Origin of the sequence: Erwinia aphidicola, assembly GCF_024169515.1 — a bacterium.
GTDB classification, from domain to species: Bacteria; Pseudomonadota; Gammaproteobacteria; order Enterobacterales; family Enterobacteriaceae; genus Erwinia; species Erwinia aphidicola.
The window spans coordinates 2,382,067-2,402,609 of sequence record NZ_JAMKCQ010000001.1 but is presented as its reverse complement, the minus strand read 5'-3'; the positions used below and the strand labels follow the sequence as shown (position 1 = coordinate 2,402,609).

Below are 20,543 nucleotides of genomic sequence, written 5' to 3'. Positions count from 1 at the left end.
GTTCAGGTCACGGTCAGTTTCACCACGAACACAACACCACTCAACGAAACCCGGCTTGCTGGCTTATCAGCAAGCAGGGACAACGGGCGCGCCATTTTTTGCCCCGGTAGCCTTGGTGCCATGAATACGACACCCGGCACCATCATCAGCGATCCGCGCCGTCAGGCCGCTCTGCTTTACTGGCAGGGCTTCTCTGTGCGCCAGATAGCGGAGACGCTCAGCATCAAAACGCCAACCGTGCAGAGTTGGAAACTCCGCGACGAATGGGAAAGCATTGCCCCCATCAGCCGCGTTGAGGCCAGCATGGAAGCGCGGTTAATTCAGCTCATCATGAAAGAGACAAAGGGGAATAGTGATTACAAGGAGATAGACGCACTCGGGCGCCAGATTGAGCGGCTGGCGCGCGTCGAGCGCTACCGCAGCAGCGGCAACGAGGCCGATCTCAATCCCAACGTGCGCAACCGCAACCGGGGCGAACGTCAGCCGCCGTCTAAAAACGAGTTCAGCGAAGAGGCCACGGAAAAGCTGACCTCGCTGTTTATGGATGGCTGCTTTGAGTACCAGCTGCACTGGCATAGAGCCGGGCTGGCGCACCGCATTCGTAACATACTGAAGTCACGCCAGATCGGCGCGACGTTTTACTTTGCCCGCGAAGCCCTGATCGATGCGCTGGTGACCGGCCGCAACCAAATCTTTCTCTCGGCCAGCAAGGCGCAGGCCCACGTCTTTAAAAACTACATTATCGACTTTGCCCGCCTTGTCGATGTTGACCTGAAGGGCGATCCGATTGTGCTGCCGAACGGGGCGCGACTGATTTTCCTCGGGACAAACGTGCGTACCGCGCAGAGCTACACGGGCAATCTGTATCTCGATGAGTATTTCTGGATCCCGAAATTCCAGGAGCTGCGCAAAGTCGCCAGCGGCATGTCGCTGCACAAGAAATGGCGCACCACGTATTTCTCCACGCCGTCCAGCCTGTCGCACAGCGCCTACCCGTTCTGGTCCGGCGAACTGTTCAACAAGGGCCGGCGCAATCGCGCCGACCGCATCGAGCTGGACCTGAGCCACACCCATCTCGCCGGCGGCTCGCTGTGCGCTGACGGCCAGTGGCGGCAGATTGTCACCGTTGAGGATGCGCTGACCGGCGGCTGCAACCTGTTCGACCTGGATCAGCTGTCGCTCGAATACAGCCCGTCCGAGTACCAGAACCTGCTGATGTGCGAATTTGTTGACGATGAGGCGAGCGTGTTCCCGTTTGCGGAGCTGCAGGGCTGCATGATCGACAGCATGGAGGAATGGACTGACTTTAACGTGTTCGCCCTGCGCCCGTTCGACTATCGCCCGGTGTGGATTGGCTACGACCCGTCACACACGGGCGACAGCGCGGGCTGTGCGGTTATCGCGCCGCCGCTGGTGCCGGGCGGTAAGTTCCGCGTACTGGAGCGCCATCAGTGGCGCGGCATGGACTTTGCCGCACAGGCCGCATCCATCAAAGAGCTGACAGAAAAATATACCGTCGAGTACATCGGTATTGACGCCACAGGCATCGGCCAGGGCGTTTTCCAGCTGGTCCGCCAGTTCTTCCCCGCCGCCCGTGAAATCCGTTACTCGCCGGAGGTGAAAACCGCCATGGTGCTGAAAGCGAAGGACACGATCACCAGCGGTCGCCTGGAGTACGACGCCGGGAATACCGATATCACGCAGTCTTTCATGGCGATCCGCAAAACGATGACCGCCAGCGGCAACCGCTCAACCTATGAAGCAAGCCGCAGCGAGGAAGCCAGCCACGCTGACGTCGCCTGGGCAATCATGCACGCCCTGTTAAACGAACCACTGACCGCCGCCGCCGGTGGTCAGAGTCCAAACTTTATGGAGTTTTACTAATGAGCAAGCGCAGGGGCCGCAAGGCTTTTCAAAACCAGTCAGAGCAAGTTAAGCCAGAAGCGCAGCAGGCCGAGGCGTTCAGCTTTGGCGAGCCGATCCCGGTGCTGGATAAGCGCGATATTCTGGATTATGCCGAGTGCATCAGTAACGGGCGCTGGTACGAGCCGCCGGTGAGCTTCCATGGTCTGGCGAAAAGCCTGCGCGCCGCTGTGCATCACAGCTCGCCGATTTACGTTAAGCGCAATATTCTGCTGTCCACCTACATCCCGCACCCGATGCTCAGCCAGCAGGATTTTAGCCGCATCATGCTGGACTATCTGACTTTCGGCAACGGTTTCCCGGAACTGCGAAAAAACGCCCTCGGCAAAGGGTTCCGTGTGGAGTGTTCACCGGCGAAATATACCCGGCGCGGCGTTGAGTCTGACGTGTACTGGTTTATCAACGACTGGAAGGACGCGCACCGCTTTGAACCGGGCAGCGTGTTCCAGCTGCTGGAGCCTGATGTTAACCAGGAGATTTACGGCCTGCCGGAATACCTGAGCGCGCTTAACTCAGCATGGCTGAATGAAGCGGCCACGCTGTACCGCCGCAAGTATTACCAGAACGGCGCGCACGCGGGCTACATCCTGTATATGACCGACGCCGCGCAGAGCAGCAGCGATATTGAGCAAATGCGCAAGGCGATGCGAGATACAAAAGGCGTGGGCAACTTCCGTAATCTGTTCATGTACGCACCGAACGGAAAGCCGGACGGAATTAAGATCCTGCCGCTCAGCGAGGTTGCCACCAAAGATGACTTTTTCAATATCAAAAAGGCCAGCCGTGATGACCTGCTGGCCGCGCATCGGGTGCCACCGCAGATGATGGGCATAATCCCGGATAACGAGGGCGGCTTCGGCGATGTAGTTAAAGCGGCTCAGGTGTTTGTTCGCAACGAACTTACGCCACTACAGGAGCGAATGAAAGAGATTAACACCTGGCTCGGGGACGAGGTGATCACGTTCCGCCCCTACAGCCTGGACAACACTCCTACCTGATACGACGATCACGGCCCGGCAATCGGGCCCTTTTTTTCATAGCCCCTACCGCACCAAACTTCCCCACGAATCAGCCCCCTCTGTAACGCTCTCAGAGGGCCGCTGCTGCACGCATTACATTAAACAACCACGATTTAGACCACGGCCAGATAACCCGCCAGCGTGCGGCCTGCTGCGCCTCAGCCATACATCTACAGGGGCCAGCGCGCAATGCTATCCCCGCCACGCCTGCCCGCTTTATAGGGCGCTTTTAATGCAGTTGCATGCACCATCGGAAAGAGCGCCAATGCTGGTCCTCTCAAGGATTAAATGCGTGTAATTTTGAATGCAGAATCATGCAGTCTAAACATGCACAGCTTTTAATTGCGCCCTTTACGATTACTATCAATGAAAAAACAACAAACGATTACAAAAACTCATACATTCTCTTGATGATCAACTACTTCAATAAGTGCAGAATATTCCTTCAGACCTGGTCTATTTAATATAGAACTTGCTTTGACGTAAACAGCATTACCCCAATCAAAGTAAGAAACCAAAATACAAATCAATGCTAGCAACTTTGATTCAGTCAAATTCACCAACACCTCGTAATATTCTTCTTTCTCATCACCAGAAAGCTTAACATCAATTAGTTTCAATATGAGATAAAATCGACGAAGCATTGAATGAAAATCATCGTCAGGATCAACTTCATCAAGAAAATTTTTTATATCAATCTTGGAATTTTCATTATTTTTCATCTCCACGACAAGCTCTTCCAAATATGAGACCGCCGCACCGCTCCTTAGGATTTTATCAGCAAAGTCAATTTTAAATGATTCAAAACCAACCCTTTGGAACTCAATTAGGTTAAAAAACCTTGTTTCAAACCTTTTGAAATCTTCTAACTCGCGCTGCCTTATAGATTCTGCCTTAATAACCTTATTGGACACCCTTTGTTCTTTGAGAGAGTTTATAAGCAAAATTATAGTTACAAAACTCAGAATCGGGTTAATCACACCACCTACGTAATCACCAAACTGGCCCCAGACTTCCGTAGATTTGGATAAATCGCCATTGCCGAAATGGAGAAAGTATCCTCCCCAGACAATAGCGATAAACAACGCGGAAACTACTGCTCCCCAGCTCATATATTACTCTTGAATGCCAAGAATGAGATACTTGATAGTTTCATCATTATTCAGTTTCACTTCTCTTACATTAAGCGTTAAGTATTGGAAAAACTCTTGTGCCACACCATCATTCAAATGGAGATTTTCAGAAATCTTCCTTTTCTTCACTCTTGAAACATCTCTCATGCTCTCGTAAAATCCAAAAGCTACTGTCTTGTCTTCCCCTGGTAGAACTAAGCGTCCATTACCAGTTCTAGTATTATATCGAGTTATCGCTGCTTTTAATAAAATTGCAGCTTTATTGATTCTTGATTCAGTTAAATTTTTTGCAGTAACAACATTGAGCGAAGCAATTCTGAAATCACCACCACGACGGCTAAAATTGAGGTTTACATCATATCCACTTTTAGCTGTAATCTGATGCATTCTTATTAAAGGATTTCTGATTCTATCAACAAGCTCATCTTCTATTTCCGAAAGACCATTAATCACCTCTTCGGCTTTAGGTGTTACCTGCTCAGATTCAAGATAGAGGGCCTCTGAAATGAAATATTTCATAACTTCAGAAAATACGGTGCGAGTCATTTTCTTTAGCTCTTTAATATGCTCTTCGTTATTAAATATCAATTCAAAGTTTTGACCATATGAGCTTTTGAAACTTTGCTTCAAAACCGCCCTAACTTCATTAACGGTTGTGCGTCTTTTTATTATTTTTTTATTAAGAATACCTTCAGATAGTAAACAGCTAACTTCTGAAGTTCCTGCAAGTGTATCAACACCGTAATCCATATCAACATCTTGTTGCCCACTCTGCATCACGACATTAAAATTGACTTTAAGCATAGATTCCATCCTAGAAGATAAAACATTAATGAACCGAATGTTTTATAAGCTAGCACATGTTTTTTTCTTAGTCACGCTCAAAAAACGTTCAGACGAACCGTCAGATCACATCCAAAATTTAACGCCATACAAATTGATGGCACTTGCAAGGCATAACTTTGAACGCCAAAGTAGAGTGGTAGAGATAGTCAATAAAAAATTAGCTTTACTAACTCTACACGCAATGAAGTCCTGAGTTAAAATTAGCCAACGACTGAAAGTTACTCTACATTTTGCTACTGAGCTTCACTCATCTGGCGGCTGTATTCATAGTTTCGCAACTTCGCCATTAACTCATCAGTGAGTTCAGAAACCCACTGAATAGCCAACCCTTTCTCTTCTTCACTGCAGTCACTAGCAGCAACAAGTTTCATAAAAAAATCAATACGCTGGAGCTTAAGCGACTCCAAAAGGCAATCGTGCATGTTTCCTCCCTCACACAAAACAACTGGTTATACATACAGTATATAATCTTTCTCTGAATGTGAAATGTTTTTTTATCTTTCAACAAGAACGACCTACGACACCTCAGTTGGTTTAAACTCCCCTGCACTTCTCTTGCAAAGCATCAACTCTTGCGAGAATGGCGGCAGCTGCGCCTCTCCTTGCAGGTCGCAAAAGTTCGCCCTGAGCGGTACTACTGATCCACTGACCTGCTACAAGAGTCTCAGTACCTCCGAGGATGCGTATTGCTAATCCCCGGCTTATGCTTTCGCCGGTAAGATCTCTAATTTCAACAATCACTTTAGAGCATGCCACTTCGACTTTTTCAGCGCGCCTGTAAGTTCCAGCCACCTTAGCTGGTTGCTCTGCTCGTATTCTCATAAGCAGACGCCGTCGCTCGCTCTTGTTCATATCCTCAAAATCTTTTAGAGGCTCACCGCCCGGTTTCGACGCATCCTCAGATCCCGATCTCCCCGTACAGTTATTGACAGAACTCCGAGAGGACGCGGGCGCGCCCTCAAGGTCAAAAACAAAATCAAAGGCAGAATCAACTGACAAAACCGATAGCGGTGCATCTGAAGCGCCAGCCTGCTCAGTGGATTTTTTAGGGACAATCTTCCACTGCGTCAGACGGGTAAGAATTGGCGTGTCGTCACCAACGCCAGTGGAGTAAACCCCCTTAATGCGCAAAGTCTCCTCGCCGTAATCGTTCAGCTCGTCGGCCGGCTGGTACCAGGTGCGCACAGCCAGATCGTCACGACGCACGAATGGACCGCCTTGCGCGTTAACATATTCGGCCCACTGCCCCTGATCGGCAGCATCGTGGACGGCGGCAAATTCAACGCTCAAGCCGAGCGCTGTTTCACTGTCAGCCATGCGGCGCAGTTCCCGATAAACAGTCACCGGCGCGCCGCCCACAAACTGAAACTGGCGGATGTGCCAGCGCGCTGCCCAGGCTGAAACGGCTGGTGCGGTATCCTTCAAAGCCTTGCCGCTTTCATCGTCCAGCTCGCCATCAAGCGCGTAACCATCAATATTTTTAGAGATATATTTCGCGACATAACCGGTTGCACTTCCCTTTTCAGGGTCGATCGCCTCAGCATGAAAGCGCGCCTTTCTGGCTTTTGCTGTGGTCAACTCACCACTGTCTTCCTGGTAGGCGTAGTCACGGATGATCTGACGCACGCGGTCGACGTTTTCAGGCAGCATGAACATCAACATATGCCAGTGCGGAGTCGCGTCGTGATGCGGCTCCGCAACACGAATGCCGAAAATACGAATATCTTCGCGGTGGAGCTTTGCGCGGACCTTCTGCCACAGGTTGCAGAGATAGCGCTGAGTTTCGGCGGGGTTAGCCCCGTTCCATTTGCGGTTACGGTGGCCGGTCTTAATTGTGGCGTGATACCGCGACGGAGCCGTGACGGTGTAGAACTCACCTACGAACCCCATCTCATTGCAGATGTTTTCAAAGCCGCGAATTCTGGTCATCAGCTCGCAGCGACGAATGGCGGGATTAGCCACGCTGCCGTCATATTTATCGATCAGGCTGATGCGGTTCCCGTCCTCGTCTTCCAGCTCCATCCCCTTCAAAAATTCACGGGTCCGGCGCTTTTGCTCGCGCCACTCGATCACGTTCATCGTACTGGCGTAAGGGGTGTGTTTTTTGCTGACGTTGGCAAGCGCGATCTGCAGGTGTTCGCGCCATGCTGCAGCAACGCGGCGCAGGCGTCCTTTCCACCACTTCTCGGTTTTCATGCGGGAAATCGCAGAGGCTACATCCTCCGGGCAGAAAAATTTAGAACTGACCGTTTCCCAAAGTGGGGGCATCTGATTAAGCTGGCGCGTGATGGCCGCTGCCGTCATGTAAATCTGGAAAGCGTATTTATAATCCGACTCATCGGCGACCAGCTCATGGGCCTGCGCCATTTCAGCCATAATCAGATTAGCCACATCACCGGCCAGTAAATCCACGTCGGCACGTGACATATCCGCAAGGCGGTTAAACCGTCGAATAATTTCCCACAGCATGCTCGCAGCACCCACCCCGCGGTCGCCGGCTGGAGCGATTTGCGCCAGCTTGCCAAAAATATCGGGATGCATTTCAGCGACCTGGTACTGGGTATTCACGCGCTCAACGCGTGGCAATGTGCGCTCAACAAATGTCTTTGTCAGGTACGCATTGGCACGGGCTAAACCTTCCTTTTTTTCTAAGTCATTCATGCGCCGCTTAACATCCATCTGGATGATTAAGGGCTGCGCCTCCAGCAGATCGCGCGCATGCGAAAGCGCCGCGAACATCTGGGCGCGGCGTTGGACATTGGCGGTTGCAAGATATGGCTTAGCAATAGCTTCCCGTGGAGCATTCCACGGGTACGCATAAATCATGCTATGGCCTCATGCTTGAAGTTACACGTAACGTTGTGTGCTGGAAAAGACACCGCAATAATTTCAGCGGCGCTTCTTCCTTCTCCTGCAGCAACTCCTAGGCTTCGCGGGGCTGTGATACGGGTGATTTTAAAATCGCCATAGAGGCAGCGGGTCCGGGTCGTATCGCTGTTTGAAACGATGACGGGATTTGACTGTGCTACGCCAGATAATAGCGATGCCAGCTGGCACTGTCGGTCATCATTAAACCCTTCGGTATGGTAATCGCTAAAAGTCCCCTGATATGGGGAATCGGAATAAATCACATCACCGGCTTTAACCATCCGCAGGGTTTCGGTGAAGTCGGCACAGACGAAAGTTGCTCGCTGCGCTTTTTCAGCAAAGGCTTTTATTTCCTCAAGCGGGAAATATGGTTTTTTGTAGTGGCCGAAAGGAATATTGAAATCACCGCTGCGATTATAGCGGCACATGCCGCGATGCCCATGACGGTTCAGATAAAGAAAATACACAGCACGGTCAAGCAGCGTCATGCCAAGCGACGAATTAAATTCATCACGGATTTTGTAATATTCAGCCTCTGAATTATTGGCAGCGAAAAGTTGCGTTGCCAGCACAAGAAATACAGATGAATGCTCTTTAATCTGACGATACATGTTAATCAGGTCGGGATTGATGTCAGCAATCAAATACTCTTGATAGCGAGTATTCATCATGACCGAGCATGAACCCGCGAAAGGCTCGACCAGGCGCTGGCCCATAGGCAGGTGCTTTTTCAGTTCCGGCATGATGCGCGATTTGCTGCCCACCCATTTTAAGACAGTGTTCATAGCGCAGCTCCTTTGCGATGCGTGGCTTTAAGCTCGCTGATTTCCTTGCAGCTGACGCACTGCGTTACGCCGTCCAGTGCTTTGCGGCGCGCTTCGGGGATCGGCGCGTCACAGTCTTCACAAAAGAAAGCACTCGGTGCGGTCGGGTGCTTGATGGCTTTAGCCAGAGCATGCGCGAGATTTTCCTCAACGCGTTGCTGCACCAGATCCATTGAGTCAGCCATTAGTGCAACTCCTGCGCAGCAGCTTCAAACCGGCCTGCTTCCTGATGCAGCAGCTCGATAATCTCAACGGCAGACAATTCACTGCGCTGGGCGTGGATAGCCAGCGCCTCAAGACGGATTGAAACGACCAGCGCCTGATCTTTCTTTTGCTCGTTGCGGGCTTTATTCAGCAGCACCAGAACGGCATCAGCTGCGGCTACCATTTTCTTGTTTTCAATATTTTGCATAGTAAAACTCCAGATTTAGGCAAAGGGATGCCCGGCGGGTTTACGCCATTAATTTAATGTTTGGGTTATTCGGTTAGTGCGCAGTCAGCGGCGGAAAGATAACGCGGTAGCAGTTTTCCCCAGCGCGAAATCCTGTTCATGGCTCCAATAATTAGCAGGCGTCGAGCCTCGTCAAATTCTTCAAATTGCTTACCAACTTCATCGAGCTTGAATGTTGCAGGCTTTTCTCGGTTAGCCACAGTCAAAACAGCAAACTTAAAATCATCATCCAGGCGATTAAAATAACGTAGCGCTGGATTATCATTATTTTTACGTAGCAGACGGCGGCGTGCCTGAAACTGTTCAAAAGGCATTGGCTCTTTAACAGCTTCAAGGTGTGAGTGAATATTGACAGCCATTATTTACCCCATGCTTTTGACATACGTTGAATAAAATTGCGCTTCACAGATGACAGCTCACGCAAAAGCGCTTTCTGATTGTTGCTCGGGTGCCAGCGCTTACCCTCGTTACCCATGATCCAGCCGTGGCCGTATGACGGAGACGGGCTTTGGCGCTTGAGCAATGGCGCGACAGAAATTGTCATATTCACCTCAGCTCAGACCAATTGACGCACTAAGACCACTCAGCACATCAACCGTGTTTGCAAGAGCGGGATTAGACTGCACGCGGGCATGAACGCTTAAACCGATCAGCGAAAGGCATCGAATACCGGCGTTAACATTTTCCACAAAAGCGCTTTTGCACGATGGCGTCATTTTCTTACCTGATACTGCAGCAGCTGCCACCTTGCCGATCTCCGCAGTAGCCTGGAGAACGTAGTGGGTCATACGCTCGGCCTTCACTTCATTTAAAGGTACTGAAGGGCCGCACTTCATTTGGGCCAGCAGGCCATCAATCAGCGTTGGGTCTTCAGTTACATCAGTGATCACGGTGATTTCCATCGCCGTGAGCTGGTGAACCTGATCCGGGTTCAGCTTGTTACGTAGCGTCTGCTCATTCATCCCGACCTGGCGCGCCAGTTGCGCAATGTTGTGACGCTGGCCGAAGGTGCGGCAGGCGTTGTCAAAGTGCGGTTGTTTGGATACCTGATAATCAAACATGCTCAGTCCTCAAAATTCACATACTGTGAATTACGCGCCAACAACGATTTGAAAACGCGAATGCCCCAATGCTTCTCGCACCTGCTTTTCTTTCCACTGCAGGTAAAGAATGCGGACACGGCCGGTGGCTTTCTTGTTGCCCTTTTGTATGCAGCGCTTCTCAATAGGAAGGCGAGGATTATCACCGGTAGTCCAGCGACGAACAGTTCGAAGAGAAACCTTCTCAAGGGCTACGAACTCAGCTGGATAGAGCTTCTCACGAGGGATTTTGACGATTGTAATTTCGTTAGCCATATTGCATGATTCCCGATTAGCCATTAAATGCCACTGAATGCCTACAAATGCCAATTGATGCCATCAGTGGTTACCATAGGGGTGAATACTATTACCCTTATGAGTTACTGTAAATACCCATAAGGGGATAAATTGACTCTTCTTGATAAAGTGAACAGTGTTGAACTGCTCGAAAGGGTGTGTGAGGTGTATGGTTTTTCGCAGAAAATACAGCTCGCCAGGCACTTCAAAATTGCTCCAAGCTCCCTGCAGAACCGCTTTTCACGCGGCACAATCTCTTATGACTTCGCGATACAGTGTTCGCTAGAAACAGGGGCAAGCATCAAATGGATACTTACAGGGGAAGGTCCAAAATTCCTAACTGAGGCCATAGCGAAAGCCCCTGAAGGTATCAAAGAGTTCACACTTAGAGATGGTTCTCTAATCGAAAATTCCATTTTGAGCATTGACAGGCATCTCTTCACTAACCCAATTCCTTCACCAATCTGCGTTAGAACCGAGGGCAAGGTTCATTTCATTGATCAGAATGCCAACCTCTCAGATGGCATATGGCTCGTTGATATGGAAGGAAGTACAAGCATCAGAGAGCTGACCCTGCTCCCAGCCAAAAGACTGCATGTTGCCGGTGGAAAAGTACCTTTCGAATGCTCAGTTGAGGATATTAAAACTCTTGGGCGGGTAGTGGGAATTTACAGCGAGGTTAACTGATGGCAGTGCGCAAGAACTCTGCCGGGGGCTGGATTTGTGAAGTTTATCCCAATGGGGCGCAGGGTAAGCGGATCCGCAAAAAGTTTGCCACTAAAGGCGAGGCTTTGGCTTTCGAGCAGCATACTGTTCAGCACCCGTGGCAGGATGACAAAGAAGATCGGCGAACTTTAAAGGGTGTGATTGATGCGTGGTACGACGCGCACGGGGTCACGCTTCGCGACGGCCTGAGGCGTCAACAAGCTATGCACCACGCTTATGAGTGCATGGGCAATCCGCTAGCCCGAGACTTTGACGCCCAGATGTTTTCCCGCTATCGCGAGCGGCGACTAAAAGGTGACTTTGCTCGCAGCAACCGCGTTAAGAAGGTAGCGCCTCGTACTCTGAATCTTGAGCTGGCATACTTCCGCGCCGTCTTTAACGAACTCATTCGCCTGGGAGAGTGGAAAGGCGATAACCCGATAAAATCTGTGAGGCCGTTCCGCACTGAAGAAAGTGAGATGGCTTACCTCACCGGCGAGCAGATCCCACTTCTCCTTGAGGAGTGCCGCAAACATGAACACCCCCACTTAGAAACGGTTGTTAAAATCTGCCTGGCAACGGGCGCACGATGGTCTGAGGCTGAGGAACTGAAACGTAGTCAGCTGACGAAATTTAAGATCACATATATAAAAACTAAGGGCAGAAAAAACAGAACGGTTCCAATCAGTAGAGAACTATTCGATTTGTTAGCCGCGTCAAAGGGGCGTCTTTTCAGTGATTGTTACGGGGCGTTCCGATCGGCCATTGAACGGACAGGCATCGAGTTACCTCCCGGACAGCTAACCCACGTTTTACGTCACACCTTCGCGTCACATTTCATGATGAATGGCGGCAACATCTTAGTGCTACAAAGAGTGCTGGGGCATACTGACATCAAAATGACCATGCGATATGCTCACTTCGCGCCCGACCATTTAGAAGAGGCTTTAAGGTTCAATCCTCTGGCGAAGATTGGCGATGAAATGGCGGTGGAGATGGTCATTCATGGCACTGAATGACATCACATGGCACTATAAACAACTGATTTTATTTACAAGTTATTGTTTTTAGAGGGTTACGTTTGGTACTCATAATCGCTTGGTCGCTGGTTCAAGTCCAGCTGGGGCCACCAGATTTTAGCTTTAGAATCATACGATTAAGCCATCCTGAAGGGGTGGCTTTTTTGTTTCTCAAACTTTGTGTCGCCAAAGTGTCGCGCGACCCTATCCGATCCCCTCCTTCTCTCACTCTCCTATCTCCCCTTTAAAAGCTTCGATATCGCCATGACCTGCCCCATCTTGCCAAGATCCATCGCAGAGGCATTAAAGAAAGTCAGACCGCTGGCACGCAGCAGAAATTTCTCTTTAGCTTCTTCCGGCAGTGCGCTGTTTTTCAATTCTTCTGCTTTGGCCACTACAGCGTCTTTAGTCTTGACTAACACACACTCCAGACGACGCAGCAGCGTGAATGGAAGGATCACACGGCCGTATTGAGATCGCTTGAAATCACCACGAAGCAGGTCAGCCACTGACCAGATAAAGGCAGCAGTTTGCGAAAAGTTATTGTCAGACATAAAATTCCGGAAAAGCGTTGAATACGTTACTTGCCATATACGGTCGACAACCTGTCGAAACGGCAAACGGAAGATACAACAAATGAGGTGGGGAAAATCATACAGCGCATGTGCGTGAGCACAAGCAACAAATTTCCCTCTAAAAAACTCCCCTCTACTTCATGATCCTCCTTTAAAGCTAATGATTTCCTTTAAATGCATCACTCATAGCAAGAGCACAATATCAATAACCAATTGATTATTAATATTAAATATTTAAAATTCGCATCTCTTTTAAATACCTGCTGTTCATATAGATAAGAACAGTGAAATCTATTAGAGTATTCCCAAAAGAAACACTTCCCTTCTTCTTGTTATCTATGGTGTAAAAAATGGATTCGCTGCTGCTTCCCGGCGTGCTGGTGCGTAATGGCATTTTGTCTATCGCTTCGGTTTTAAAAAATGATGCTGCCCCAGGATTTGTAACTATCCTGCTGGTTGCCACGCTTTGCTTTGCCGTTGTCCGCTGGCGCAAGCTGGTAAAAAGCCGCCGTAATGCTCTCAGCAGTATTCACAGCATTATTGCAAACACGCCTGAAGATAAGTTCAGCCAACATGTGGCTGAAATCGACGCCAGCATTGCTGAAGCCGATAAAACTGAAGAACAAAAAAGCGTGGCTGAAGCCTGGCATGAGTATCGGGAAACCCACGTGATCGACGATCAGGATGGCATACTTGTCGTACGCAATGCGGTCCGCCCCAGTCAGTTTTTTAATCTGGATGACCTGCATTTTACGCAAGGTTTCTGGCGTATCGTTCCGGGGCTATTTGTAACTATAGGCCTGTCTCTTACCTTCCTAGGCCTCATTTCTGCGCTTAACTCAATGAGTACCTCGCTGGATGATGGCGGTAGCGCGGCGTTAGAAGGGTTGCTTACCATCGCCTCTGCAAAGTTCATCATGTCCCTGACCGGTCTATGCTGTTCGATTGTCTTTACCGTAGCTTTAAGACGCGGTACGTCACATTTAGAAAAAGCGGTTCATGGCCTCAATAGCCTGATTGAAAAACGTCTGACGTTTATTAGCCTCGAAGATCTTTCTAATCGCCAGTTGAAAGCCACCATCGAGAGCCGCGAGCATTTCCGCAAGCTGGGACTGGAAATGGCTGCTGAGATTGGTCGTCCGCTGCGGGAAGACCTTCCAAAAGCGATCTCTGAGTCTATTAGTACGGCAATTACGCCGGTTATCGAACAAGTCAGCCGATTGGGCAACGATGGTGTGGGAGAAATGGTACAAAACCTCTCTTCACGCTTTTCTGAGGATGTCGGACGGGCTCTGGCACAAGCCAGCGAACGTATTTCTCTGGCAGGAGACCAGATCAAATTGCTGGCAGAGCGAATGGATCAAAGCTCAGGAAAAATGGGCAATGAAATGGAAAGCGCGATTGGCCGCTTAGGCCAAGCGGTGGAAACGCTGCGTGATGGCATGCAGCAAACGGCAGATACGGCTACGTCAGCATTCAATCAGGGTGCCGAAAACCTGCTGGCAACCATGAATTCAACCCTGCAGGGTATTAAAGACAATACCGGTGAAGGCGCGCGTGCGATGGGCGAAGCGGCTGCTGATATGAAAGCCGCCGCCTTGGGTATTCGTACCGAACTCGAAGTTGCAGCGAAACAGGGGGCTGAAGCGGCGCAGGCGCGTATGTCGGAATCAGCGTCTAAGGCCAGCGACGCGATTGGCCAGGCAGCAACACAAGTGCTGGGTGCTTTTGGCAATACCGCAGGTGAAATCACCAAAGCAACTGAGGCGATGACCCAGAAAGCCAGCAGCGAACTGCTTTCTCCTCTTTCTGATATCGCTGAAAAACTGGAAGACGTAATGGGCATGCTGACCGAAACCAGCACTGCATTACGACGAGCTTCTGATGGGATTAAAGAAGGTGCTGTAGCCTCGGAGAACGCTTCAGGCAGCTTCCGCACATCCGCCCAAACATTGACCAGCGCCGCCGATCCGATTCGGGCGATGATGGAGCGTATAGAAGTCAGCACACGCCAGCTGCGTGAGAGCAGTGAGAATAGCCTGTCGGCTATCGCCCAAGCCGCAAAAACCAATGCTGAACAATCTGCAATGACGCTTTCAGCTGCGCAAGAAACGTTGGGCGGGCAGCATCGAGCGGTTGAATCTACGCTAACTAATCTTCAGTCTTTGATTGCGGCTTTACGCAGTCAGGGCGAACGTCTGGATAGCATTGACGAAAAACTTGGCAAGGCATTCGACAGTTATCAACAGCAAGTTGCTACATCGGTTGAAACGCTCTTCGATCATGTCAAAACCATGCAGAAGGAACTCATGCCAGCGCTGGACACAATGCAGAGTATTGTAGAACAGGCTGAAAACTTCGCACCGAAACAAGGGCGAATCTCATGAGAGCCAACGCCAGTCGTAAGCGTCCACATGAAGAGGAAGAAGAGTCCGTTTTTGTCTCGATGACAGATATGACGGTCAGCTTTCTTTTCATTGTCATGGTGCTACTCGCTTTTTTTGCCAGCCGCTACAACGATAAGAACACTGTCCCGCGTGATGAGTATGAACAGGCGGTACAAACACGCGATAAAACCATCGTGGATTTGCGCGCTGAGATTGCGTTGTTAAAGCAGCTTGATCCGCTGGAACAGTATATGTCGCAGGCTGCTGCTGCCCGACTCAACTTACTCTATCAATTGCGCAATAATCTGAAGCAGTCGTTTCCTGAATTGCCGGTTGATGTCATTCCTGAAGAAGGCACGCTGCGCTTTCAGGGGGAAGGTTTGTTTACCAGCAATAGCTATACGCTAAGCGACGATAAGCGAAAAATCGTCGAAGCATTGGCGAAGACGCTCGATTCCCTGCTGCCCTGCTATACCTTCAGCCAAAGCGTCGGATGGAATAAAAGCTGCAATCCTTCGTTTGCCATTATTGAAGCGGTACAGATTGAGGGTCACACCGATTCCAAAGGCGAAGATCTTTATAACCTGAATCTTTCGACTAACCGAGCCATCACCACGTTTACCAGTATGCTTGCCGCAGCGCCAGACCTGATCGCACATTTTAATATGCGTAGCCAACCCGTTCTTTCTGTAGCGGGCTACGGCAAAATGCGTCCGGTTAAGCCCAATGACTTCCCGCAAAATATGGCGATGAATCGCCGTATCGATCTCCGCATCATTATGCATACACCGGCCAATTCAGCGGAAATTGAAGACATCCGCAAGCGCCTGATCGAGCCCCTGAAGAAGGATACGCCATGAAATTAAGCGATGTTTTTCTAAAGCCGGTAAACCTCTTCAAGCCAGCAATAGCTGTATCAAAAGGTTTAACGGTAAAGGTGCAGTCCGTTCATGAGCGCTGGCCCGATGTCGTTAAAGAAATTTCCGAGCACGATCGTGAAAAAGTGTTACGCAAGCTGCTTGGTTATGTCGAGCGCTGGGAATGGAATGATGTAAAAATGTCCTTTATCTGTTCAGGCGCACCGATTGTGTTTGATAAAGAGTTCAGAACTCAAGAAGAATTTGCTGTACTACAAGAGTTTTATCTGCGGGAAACCATTGTTACGGATTCAGCTCCCTTTATTTCTGCAATGATATCGGCCTATATCCGTAGTTATGAACCGGACTCTGCACACACAATCAAAATTAAAAACTGCCTTGATATCGCCAGCGAACATATGAGCGATAAGTGGAAAGATATTGTCGAGCAACTACCCGATTTCTTTAACGCTCACCAGGCGCATCAAGCTTTAGCAGAGAGAATGATGGAGATGGATGAGCCATGGAAGGAGCTTAAACAGTTTGGTATTACACGCCCGCACGATCCGGGGTTAATGTCGCACGCTCATCTGGCCTATATAGCATTACTGGCACCTGGGTTGAATGAAAGACCTGTTATTGAGAAGCTGTTTGCCTGGTTAAAACCCGATGGCCGAAGTGGCGTTTTGATGAATGGCGCAGCGGAAGCCATCAACGCGCTGTTATCACACTGGTTGCATAAACAACCCGACGAAGAACTTTCTCGCTACCTGACCGAAACGTTAGTAGCCTGGTACGAAGATCCGCGCCTGAGTCGCGGTGGCGTATGGGGTAGCGTAGAAGAATCTTGCCGGAATTTGATTATAAACTGGCTGACACGCGAGAATATTCTGTTCTTTCTGGATGTGGTTTCAAAAGTTGAAGACAGTCATATGTGGGAACCACGGCGTAAGTTTTGGTTAGGGCTTTATAATGAAGGCAAAATCACAGCGGCCTGGGTAGCATTTAGTGATATGGCATCCAGAAAAGCAAAAGAAATAAAAAGCTCAATGAGAGACTCATCAACACTTAACTTTGGCAATCAAACTGCTGGAGGTTATCGAGATAACACTTCATTACTTATTTTACAAATTGGCAAATGCATCGTTATCGAAGGCTCCCATAGTTATAAAGTGCATGTTTTCCGAAGCGACGATAAAAAAGCACCCGTTTTATTTCAAGAAAAATACAATGCAAATTTAATTAGAAATATTCCTGATATAACTCGTATTGCACATCTCGGCTATAGCTGGACCGACAAAGTGCGTGAACAAATTGAGTATCTGTCATGACATTTGCTTTCAATCATAATGCAGAAGCGATTACCCTCAATATTGCTGAAGAAAAACAGACTCTCATTAATCGTCTGTTTAAAAGACAGCGGCCCGCGACTTTGTCTGGCCTGACACATAACGATCGCGCCTTAGCTTTCGCTATCGCCGATCTGAAAGCGCTGGCAGAAGAATTTAGTGAACCTTTACACATCAGTGATAACGCCATCGTAATGAGTCATCATCTGGCAGGCCGACTGGATGCCGAAACAGCGCAGACGCTGGGCCTACCCCCTCTCGTCGATCTGACGTTGAAAACTGATATCGAAGGCTCACTCGGAAGCGATACCTTTTGCCTACATCATGAATGGCTACGCAACGGTGTTCGCCAAATACCACGCCGAACCGGGTCAATTTTATCCACATCTCAAGGGTCGCGCCGGTTGCCATTGTGGATGATGGAGGCTGTTGAGGTTGCCGAAAACTTTACGCCAGGCGGCGGAGAAGCATCGGACTGGGAATCGCTGGCGCGCTTCCGTCAGGCCCTTGATCCTGGCGTCCAGATGGGCCATGAAATCAATGCCGTCCGTGTCTCGCTGACCGACTTTATGCAAGGTTTAGAAGTCCGCATTGCCGATCGTTTTTCTATTTCCACCAGCTCAAATGGGGCTGATGATTTCGAAATCGTCCCTTTTTCCGGTAAAAACTTGGAAGAACTGGAAAGCAGCGGAGAAGCGGTTAGCGAGGCTGCAGGTGAGCTAAGTGAACAAATGTTACGTCGGTTCCAACAACGTGTCAGAACTCAAGGTGCGCTTTCCGCTTACCGTGTTGGTGAAGGCAATTATCTGGTCATTGACCGCAGCGCTCGTCCCATTCTTGATGTCATGGTGGAGAAGCAAAAGTCTTCACCTGAAAAACGACGCGCTTTTATTGAAAACCCACGACCTGCTATTACCAGTGCTGTTGAAAAATACTTAAGACAATCGGGCAAGTTGGATGGGCTCGACGATATAGGCGAAGAAGAAGCAATTGAAGCCGCAGCAGGTCCCGCATTTGTCGAAACTGTTGAATATTCCGAGCGTGTTAAAGGAATTTTGCATTACCGAAAAGGTGCTGTTTCTACGCCCATGACCGGAGAAACGGCCTGGTTGCCTGAGGTGATCCCTGATGCCCTGACCAACATTATCGCCGCGATGGATAGCCAGGCGCTGGCAAGCGTCTGCGAACAGTTGCGTAATGCTATAGATGCATCTCAGAATGAAGTTGAGATCGCGTCTCATCCTGTTAAAGCCACAGAAGAGACATTGCACGCGCTAGAAAAGCGTTTGGCTGACCTAAAAGAGATAGAAGGTCCAGCGGAAACAATTGAAATTGAAGATAGGTCTGAGGTTAATGGTCTACCTCCCGCTACGGTGATCCTGGATACTAAAGACAACTTTGAGGAGCTGTTCTGGCAGCCTAACCTTAAAGAACGTCCTGTATTTATTGATGAGCAACTTCCCGCGGGAGTTAAGACAGCATTGCGACCGCATCAGTTGGAGAGCTTTAGCTTGCAGCTTTCATCATGGAAGTCAGGCATGCCAGGCATTTTGAACGCAGATGAGCAAGGCTTAGGTAAGACACTTCAAACCATCGCATTTCTACGCTGGTTGAAAGAGAACAATAACGTCAGCAGTGCCAGCAATAAAGAGCGCGGGCCAATACTTATTGTTGCTCCTACATCATTGCTGGAAAACTGGGATGCTGAGGTCAGGCAGCACACTGATAGTGACGGACTTGGCCATTTGCTGCGCCTCTATGGTTCATCGCTAAGCCAGTATAAAAATTTCGATGCTAAAGGTGTCGAGACAAAAGATGGCAATACCTTACTGAATTTTCAGCAGTTGCATGAGTCAGTCAAGGAAGGAAAAGGCCATCGTTTCTGGATACTAACGACCTATACAACGCTAACTAATTACCAGCACTCTTTTGCGAAAATCCATTTCTCGGCCGTGGTATTTGATGAAATACAGGCGGTCAAAAATCCTGACTCGCTACGAGCTCGCGCCGCCCGCGCCGTCAATGCTAACTATCGAATTGGCCTGACAGGCACACCGATTGAAAATACCACGACCGATCTATGGGCGGTCATGGACCAATTGGCCCCCAGTTCTCTGGATACGTTGCGTAATTTCAACAGCCTGTATAGCGAACCTGATGAACAGAATATGCTTCAGCTGTATCAACAAGTCTTTGCACCTCGCAATCAACTGCCACCTTTAGCGTTCCGCCGTTTAAAAGAAGATGTTGCGAAAGAGCTGCCTGCAAAAACACGCTTTCTTCATCCGCGCCTGATGCCGGAAGGACAAGCTATTGCCTACGAAACGGCTCGTTTAAAACTTTCTCAGGGTGGCCCTGGCGCAGCACTCAAAATGCTGCAGCATATACGCGGTGTTTCAGTGCATCCGGCCATGGAAATGAGCGGCGACAATCAAAGTTTTATCGATGCCTCTGCGCGTCTTAATGCATGTTTTGAGATTTTGCATCGTATTAAAGCAAAAGGTGAGCGTGTTTTGGTTTTCATCGAACACCGCAAGATGCAGTTCCGATTTATGGAACTGGCTCGCCAGGAATTCGGCCTTGAGCATATTGATCATATCAACGGCGCTACGCCCATTCAAAAGCGTCAGATCATTGTGCGCCGATTCCAGCAGCATCTTAAGCAAGATCGTGGCTTCGACTTGCTGGTGCTCGGCCCTAAAGCGGCAGGAACGGGTTTAACATTGACTGCCGCAACACATGTCATTCACCTGTCTCGCTGGTGGAACCCTGCTGTTGAAGAGCAATGTAATGACCGTGTACATCGTATCGGCCAACAGCATCCAGTCCAGATTCATATGCCAATGGCAATACACACTGGCTATCAGGAACACTCTTTCGACTGCTTACTCCAGGGGCTGATGTCACGTAAACGAAGCTTAGCGCGAGCGGCCCTCTGGCCAATGGGTGATAGTGCTGGTGATATCGCACAGCTACAGGCAGCTTTAAGAAAAGACAGGTCTGAGGCGAATGGAGATATGTTAGAAACAAGCATCCGAATGATGTTTGAAAGAGATGCTGAAACTGATGGTACACGAATGGACGACGGATCATATCGAATCAGTTAGCTTAGTAATTTGCTTACTATTTAAAAGAGGATAACAAGGATGAGCTACTCCGGTTATTCCTGATTATGAACGGATTACATACGGGGAGCGGGACAAAGATCCGA

At 49.3% G+C, this 20,543-nt stretch carries 19 protein-coding genes and 1 pseudogene; 8 read left to right on the top strand and 12 right to left on the bottom strand.

Annotation, left to right across the window (positions count from 1 at the left end):
* The first annotated feature begins 120 nt into the window (after positions 1-120).
* Positions 121-1,884, top strand: coding sequence for a terminase ATPase subunit family protein (locus tag J2Y91_RS11100; RefSeq protein ID WP_253538348.1), 1,764 nt, complete (start codon positions 121-123; stop codon positions 1,882-1,884).
* The gene (locus J2Y91_RS11095) at positions 1,884-2,921 is read left to right on the top strand and encodes a phage portal protein (RefSeq protein ID WP_253538346.1); all 1,038 of its coding nucleotides are present in this window, start codon (positions 1,884-1,886) and stop codon (positions 2,919-2,921) included. The genes J2Y91_RS11100 and J2Y91_RS11095 overlap by 1 nt, the downstream gene beginning before the upstream one ends.
* A gap of 416 nt (positions 2,922-3,337) precedes the next feature.
* Here the strand turns inward: J2Y91_RS11095 and J2Y91_RS11090 are convergent, their stop codons facing one another.
* The 11 genes from J2Y91_RS11090 to J2Y91_RS11040 form a co-directional block, all read right to left on the bottom strand.
* Positions 3,338-4,054 carry a hypothetical protein gene (locus tag J2Y91_RS11090; protein ID WP_253538343.1) on the bottom strand — a complete coding sequence of 239 codons (717 nt, stop codon included), beginning with the start codon at positions 4,052-4,054 and terminating at the stop codon, positions 3,338-3,340.
* A gap of 3 nt (positions 4,055-4,057) precedes the next feature.
* Positions 4,058-4,879 (bottom strand): hypothetical protein, encoded by an 822-nt coding sequence (locus tag J2Y91_RS11085; RefSeq protein ID WP_253538341.1) that lies wholly within the window; start codon positions 4,877-4,879, stop codon positions 4,058-4,060.
* Between the two features lie 275 nt (positions 4,880-5,154).
* The gene (locus tag J2Y91_RS11080) at positions 5,155-5,343 is read right to left on the bottom strand and encodes a hypothetical protein (protein WP_253538326.1); all 189 of its coding nucleotides are present in this window, start codon (positions 5,341-5,343) and stop codon (positions 5,155-5,157) included.
* A gap of 112 nt (positions 5,344-5,455) precedes the next feature.
* Positions 5,456-7,747 (bottom strand): replication endonuclease, encoded by a 2,292-nt coding sequence (locus J2Y91_RS11075; RefSeq protein WP_253538324.1) that lies wholly within the window; start codon positions 7,745-7,747, stop codon positions 5,456-5,458.
* A complete protein-coding gene (locus J2Y91_RS11070; RefSeq protein WP_253538321.1) occupies positions 7,744-8,574 on the bottom strand; it encodes a DNA adenine methylase in 831 nt (276 codons plus the stop codon). The genes J2Y91_RS11075 and J2Y91_RS11070 overlap by 4 nt, the downstream gene beginning before the upstream one ends.
* A complete protein-coding gene (locus tag J2Y91_RS11065; RefSeq protein ID WP_253538318.1) occupies positions 8,571-8,798 on the bottom strand; it encodes a TraR/DksA family transcriptional regulator in 228 nt (75 codons plus the stop codon). The genes J2Y91_RS11070 and J2Y91_RS11065 overlap by 4 nt, the downstream gene beginning before the upstream one ends.
* On the bottom strand, positions 8,798-9,025 hold the full coding sequence (locus J2Y91_RS11060) for a DUF2732 family protein (RefSeq protein ID WP_253538315.1): 228 nt from the start codon (positions 9,023-9,025) through the stop codon (positions 8,798-8,800). Before J2Y91_RS11060 ends, J2Y91_RS11065 begins: the two co-directional genes overlap by 1 nt.
* A gap of 65 nt (positions 9,026-9,090) precedes the next feature.
* The gene (locus J2Y91_RS11055) at positions 9,091-9,423 is read right to left on the bottom strand and encodes a hypothetical protein (RefSeq protein ID WP_253538313.1); all 333 of its coding nucleotides are present in this window, start codon (positions 9,421-9,423) and stop codon (positions 9,091-9,093) included.
* The gene (locus J2Y91_RS11050) at positions 9,423-9,608 is read right to left on the bottom strand and encodes a phage filamentation protein Fil family protein (protein ID WP_133624786.1); all 186 of its coding nucleotides are present in this window, start codon (positions 9,606-9,608) and stop codon (positions 9,423-9,425) included. Before J2Y91_RS11050 ends, J2Y91_RS11055 begins: the two co-directional genes overlap by 1 nt.
* A gap of 7 nt (positions 9,609-9,615) precedes the next feature.
* Positions 9,616-10,125, bottom strand: coding sequence for a phage regulatory CII family protein (locus J2Y91_RS11045; RefSeq protein ID WP_133624788.1), 510 nt, complete (start codon positions 10,123-10,125; stop codon positions 9,616-9,618).
* 30 nt (positions 10,126-10,155) lie between these two features.
* A complete protein-coding gene (locus J2Y91_RS11040) occupies positions 10,156-10,419 on the bottom strand; it encodes a hypothetical protein (protein ID WP_253538310.1) in 264 nt (87 codons plus the stop codon).
* 132 nt (positions 10,420-10,551) lie between these two features.
* Between J2Y91_RS11040 and J2Y91_RS11035 the strand changes: the two genes are divergently transcribed.
* Positions 10,552-11,127 (top strand): phage repressor protein CI, encoded by a 576-nt coding sequence (locus J2Y91_RS11035; RefSeq protein WP_253538306.1) that lies wholly within the window; start codon positions 10,552-10,554, stop codon positions 11,125-11,127.
* On the top strand, positions 11,127-12,164 hold the full coding sequence (locus J2Y91_RS11030) for a phage integrase (RefSeq protein WP_253538303.1): 1,038 nt from the start codon (positions 11,127-11,129) through the stop codon (positions 12,162-12,164). Before J2Y91_RS11035 ends, J2Y91_RS11030 begins: the two co-directional genes overlap by 1 nt.
* Before the next feature lie 269 nt (positions 12,165-12,433).
* Here the strand turns inward: J2Y91_RS11030 and J2Y91_RS11025 are convergent.
* Positions 12,434-12,718, bottom strand: a pseudogene (locus J2Y91_RS11025) (type I restriction-modification system subunit M N-terminal domain-containing protein); the annotation flags it as partial.
* Between the two features lie 371 nt (positions 12,719-13,089).
* On the opposite strand from J2Y91_RS11025, the gene J2Y91_RS11020 reads away from it, so the two are divergent.
* The 4 genes from J2Y91_RS11020 to J2Y91_RS11005 are packed head-to-tail and all read left to right on the top strand — an operon-like array spanning position 13,090 to position 20,439.
* Positions 13,090-15,126, top strand: coding sequence for a hypothetical protein (locus tag J2Y91_RS11020; protein ID WP_133624794.1), 2,037 nt, complete (start codon positions 13,090-13,092; stop codon positions 15,124-15,126).
* Complete coding sequence (locus J2Y91_RS11015; protein ID WP_253538297.1) at positions 15,123-15,986, top strand: OmpA family protein; 864 nt, start codon at positions 15,123-15,125, stop codon at positions 15,984-15,986. The genes J2Y91_RS11020 and J2Y91_RS11015 overlap by 4 nt, the downstream gene beginning before the upstream one ends.
* A complete protein-coding gene (locus J2Y91_RS11010) occupies positions 15,983-17,314 on the top strand; it encodes an EH signature domain-containing protein (RefSeq protein WP_133624798.1) in 1,332 nt (443 codons plus the stop codon). The genes J2Y91_RS11015 and J2Y91_RS11010 overlap by 4 nt, the downstream gene beginning before the upstream one ends.
* A complete protein-coding gene (locus J2Y91_RS11005; RefSeq protein WP_133624800.1) occupies positions 17,311-20,439 on the top strand; it encodes a DEAD/DEAH box helicase in 3,129 nt (1,042 codons plus the stop codon). The genes J2Y91_RS11010 and J2Y91_RS11005 overlap by 4 nt, the downstream gene beginning before the upstream one ends.
* Positions 20,440-20,543 lie beyond the last annotated feature (104 nt).

Excerpts from the sequence above, each read along its gene's own strand:
- J2Y91_RS11080 (WP_253538326.1), bottom strand. The coding sequence starts at position 5,343 with ATGCACGATTGCCTTTTGGAGTCGCTTAAGCTCCAGCGTATTGATTTT.
- J2Y91_RS11060 (WP_253538315.1), bottom strand. The coding sequence starts at position 9,025 with ATGCAAAATATTGAAAACAAGAAAATGGTAGCCGCAGCTGATGCCGTT.
- J2Y91_RS11100 (WP_253538348.1), top strand. The coding sequence starts at position 121 with ATGAATACGACACCCGGCACCATCATCAGCGATCCGCGCCGTCAGGCC.
- J2Y91_RS11070 (WP_253538321.1), bottom strand. The coding sequence starts at position 8,574 with ATGAACACTGTCTTAAAATGGGTGGGCAGCAAATCGCGCATCATGCCG.
- J2Y91_RS11095 (WP_253538346.1), top strand. The coding sequence starts at position 1,884 with ATGAGCAAGCGCAGGGGCCGCAAGGCTTTTCAAAACCAGTCAGAGCAA.
- J2Y91_RS11050 (WP_133624786.1), bottom strand. The coding sequence starts at position 9,608 with ATGACAATTTCTGTCGCGCCATTGCTCAAGCGCCAAAGCCCGTCTCCG.
- J2Y91_RS11020 (WP_133624794.1), top strand. The coding sequence starts at position 13,090 with ATGGATTCGCTGCTGCTTCCCGGCGTGCTGGTGCGTAATGGCATTTTG.
- J2Y91_RS11030 (WP_253538303.1), top strand. The coding sequence starts at position 11,127 with ATGGCAGTGCGCAAGAACTCTGCCGGGGGCTGGATTTGTGAAGTTTAT.
- J2Y91_RS11085 (WP_253538341.1), bottom strand. The coding sequence starts at position 4,879 with ATGCTTAAAGTCAATTTTAATGTCGTGATGCAGAGTGGGCAACAAGAT.
- J2Y91_RS11075 (WP_253538324.1), bottom strand. The coding sequence starts at position 7,747 with ATGATTTATGCGTACCCGTGGAATGCTCCACGGGAAGCTATTGCTAAG.
- J2Y91_RS11065 (WP_253538318.1), bottom strand. The coding sequence starts at position 8,798 with ATGGCTGACTCAATGGATCTGGTGCAGCAACGCGTTGAGGAAAATCTC.
- J2Y91_RS11040 (WP_253538310.1), bottom strand. The coding sequence starts at position 10,419 with ATGGCTAACGAAATTACAATCGTCAAAATCCCTCGTGAGAAGCTCTAT.
- J2Y91_RS11005 (WP_133624800.1), top strand. The coding sequence starts at position 17,311 with ATGACATTTGCTTTCAATCATAATGCAGAAGCGATTACCCTCAATATT.
- J2Y91_RS11045 (WP_133624788.1), bottom strand. The coding sequence starts at position 10,125 with ATGTTTGATTATCAGGTATCCAAACAACCGCACTTTGACAACGCCTGC.
- J2Y91_RS11010 (WP_133624798.1), top strand. The coding sequence starts at position 15,983 with ATGAAATTAAGCGATGTTTTTCTAAAGCCGGTAAACCTCTTCAAGCCA.
- J2Y91_RS11090 (WP_253538343.1), bottom strand. The coding sequence starts at position 4,054 with ATGAGCTGGGGAGCAGTAGTTTCCGCGTTGTTTATCGCTATTGTCTGG.
- J2Y91_RS11055 (WP_253538313.1), bottom strand. The coding sequence starts at position 9,423 with ATGGCTGTCAATATTCACTCACACCTTGAAGCTGTTAAAGAGCCAATG.
- J2Y91_RS11015 (WP_253538297.1), top strand. The coding sequence starts at position 15,123 with ATGAGAGCCAACGCCAGTCGTAAGCGTCCACATGAAGAGGAAGAAGAG.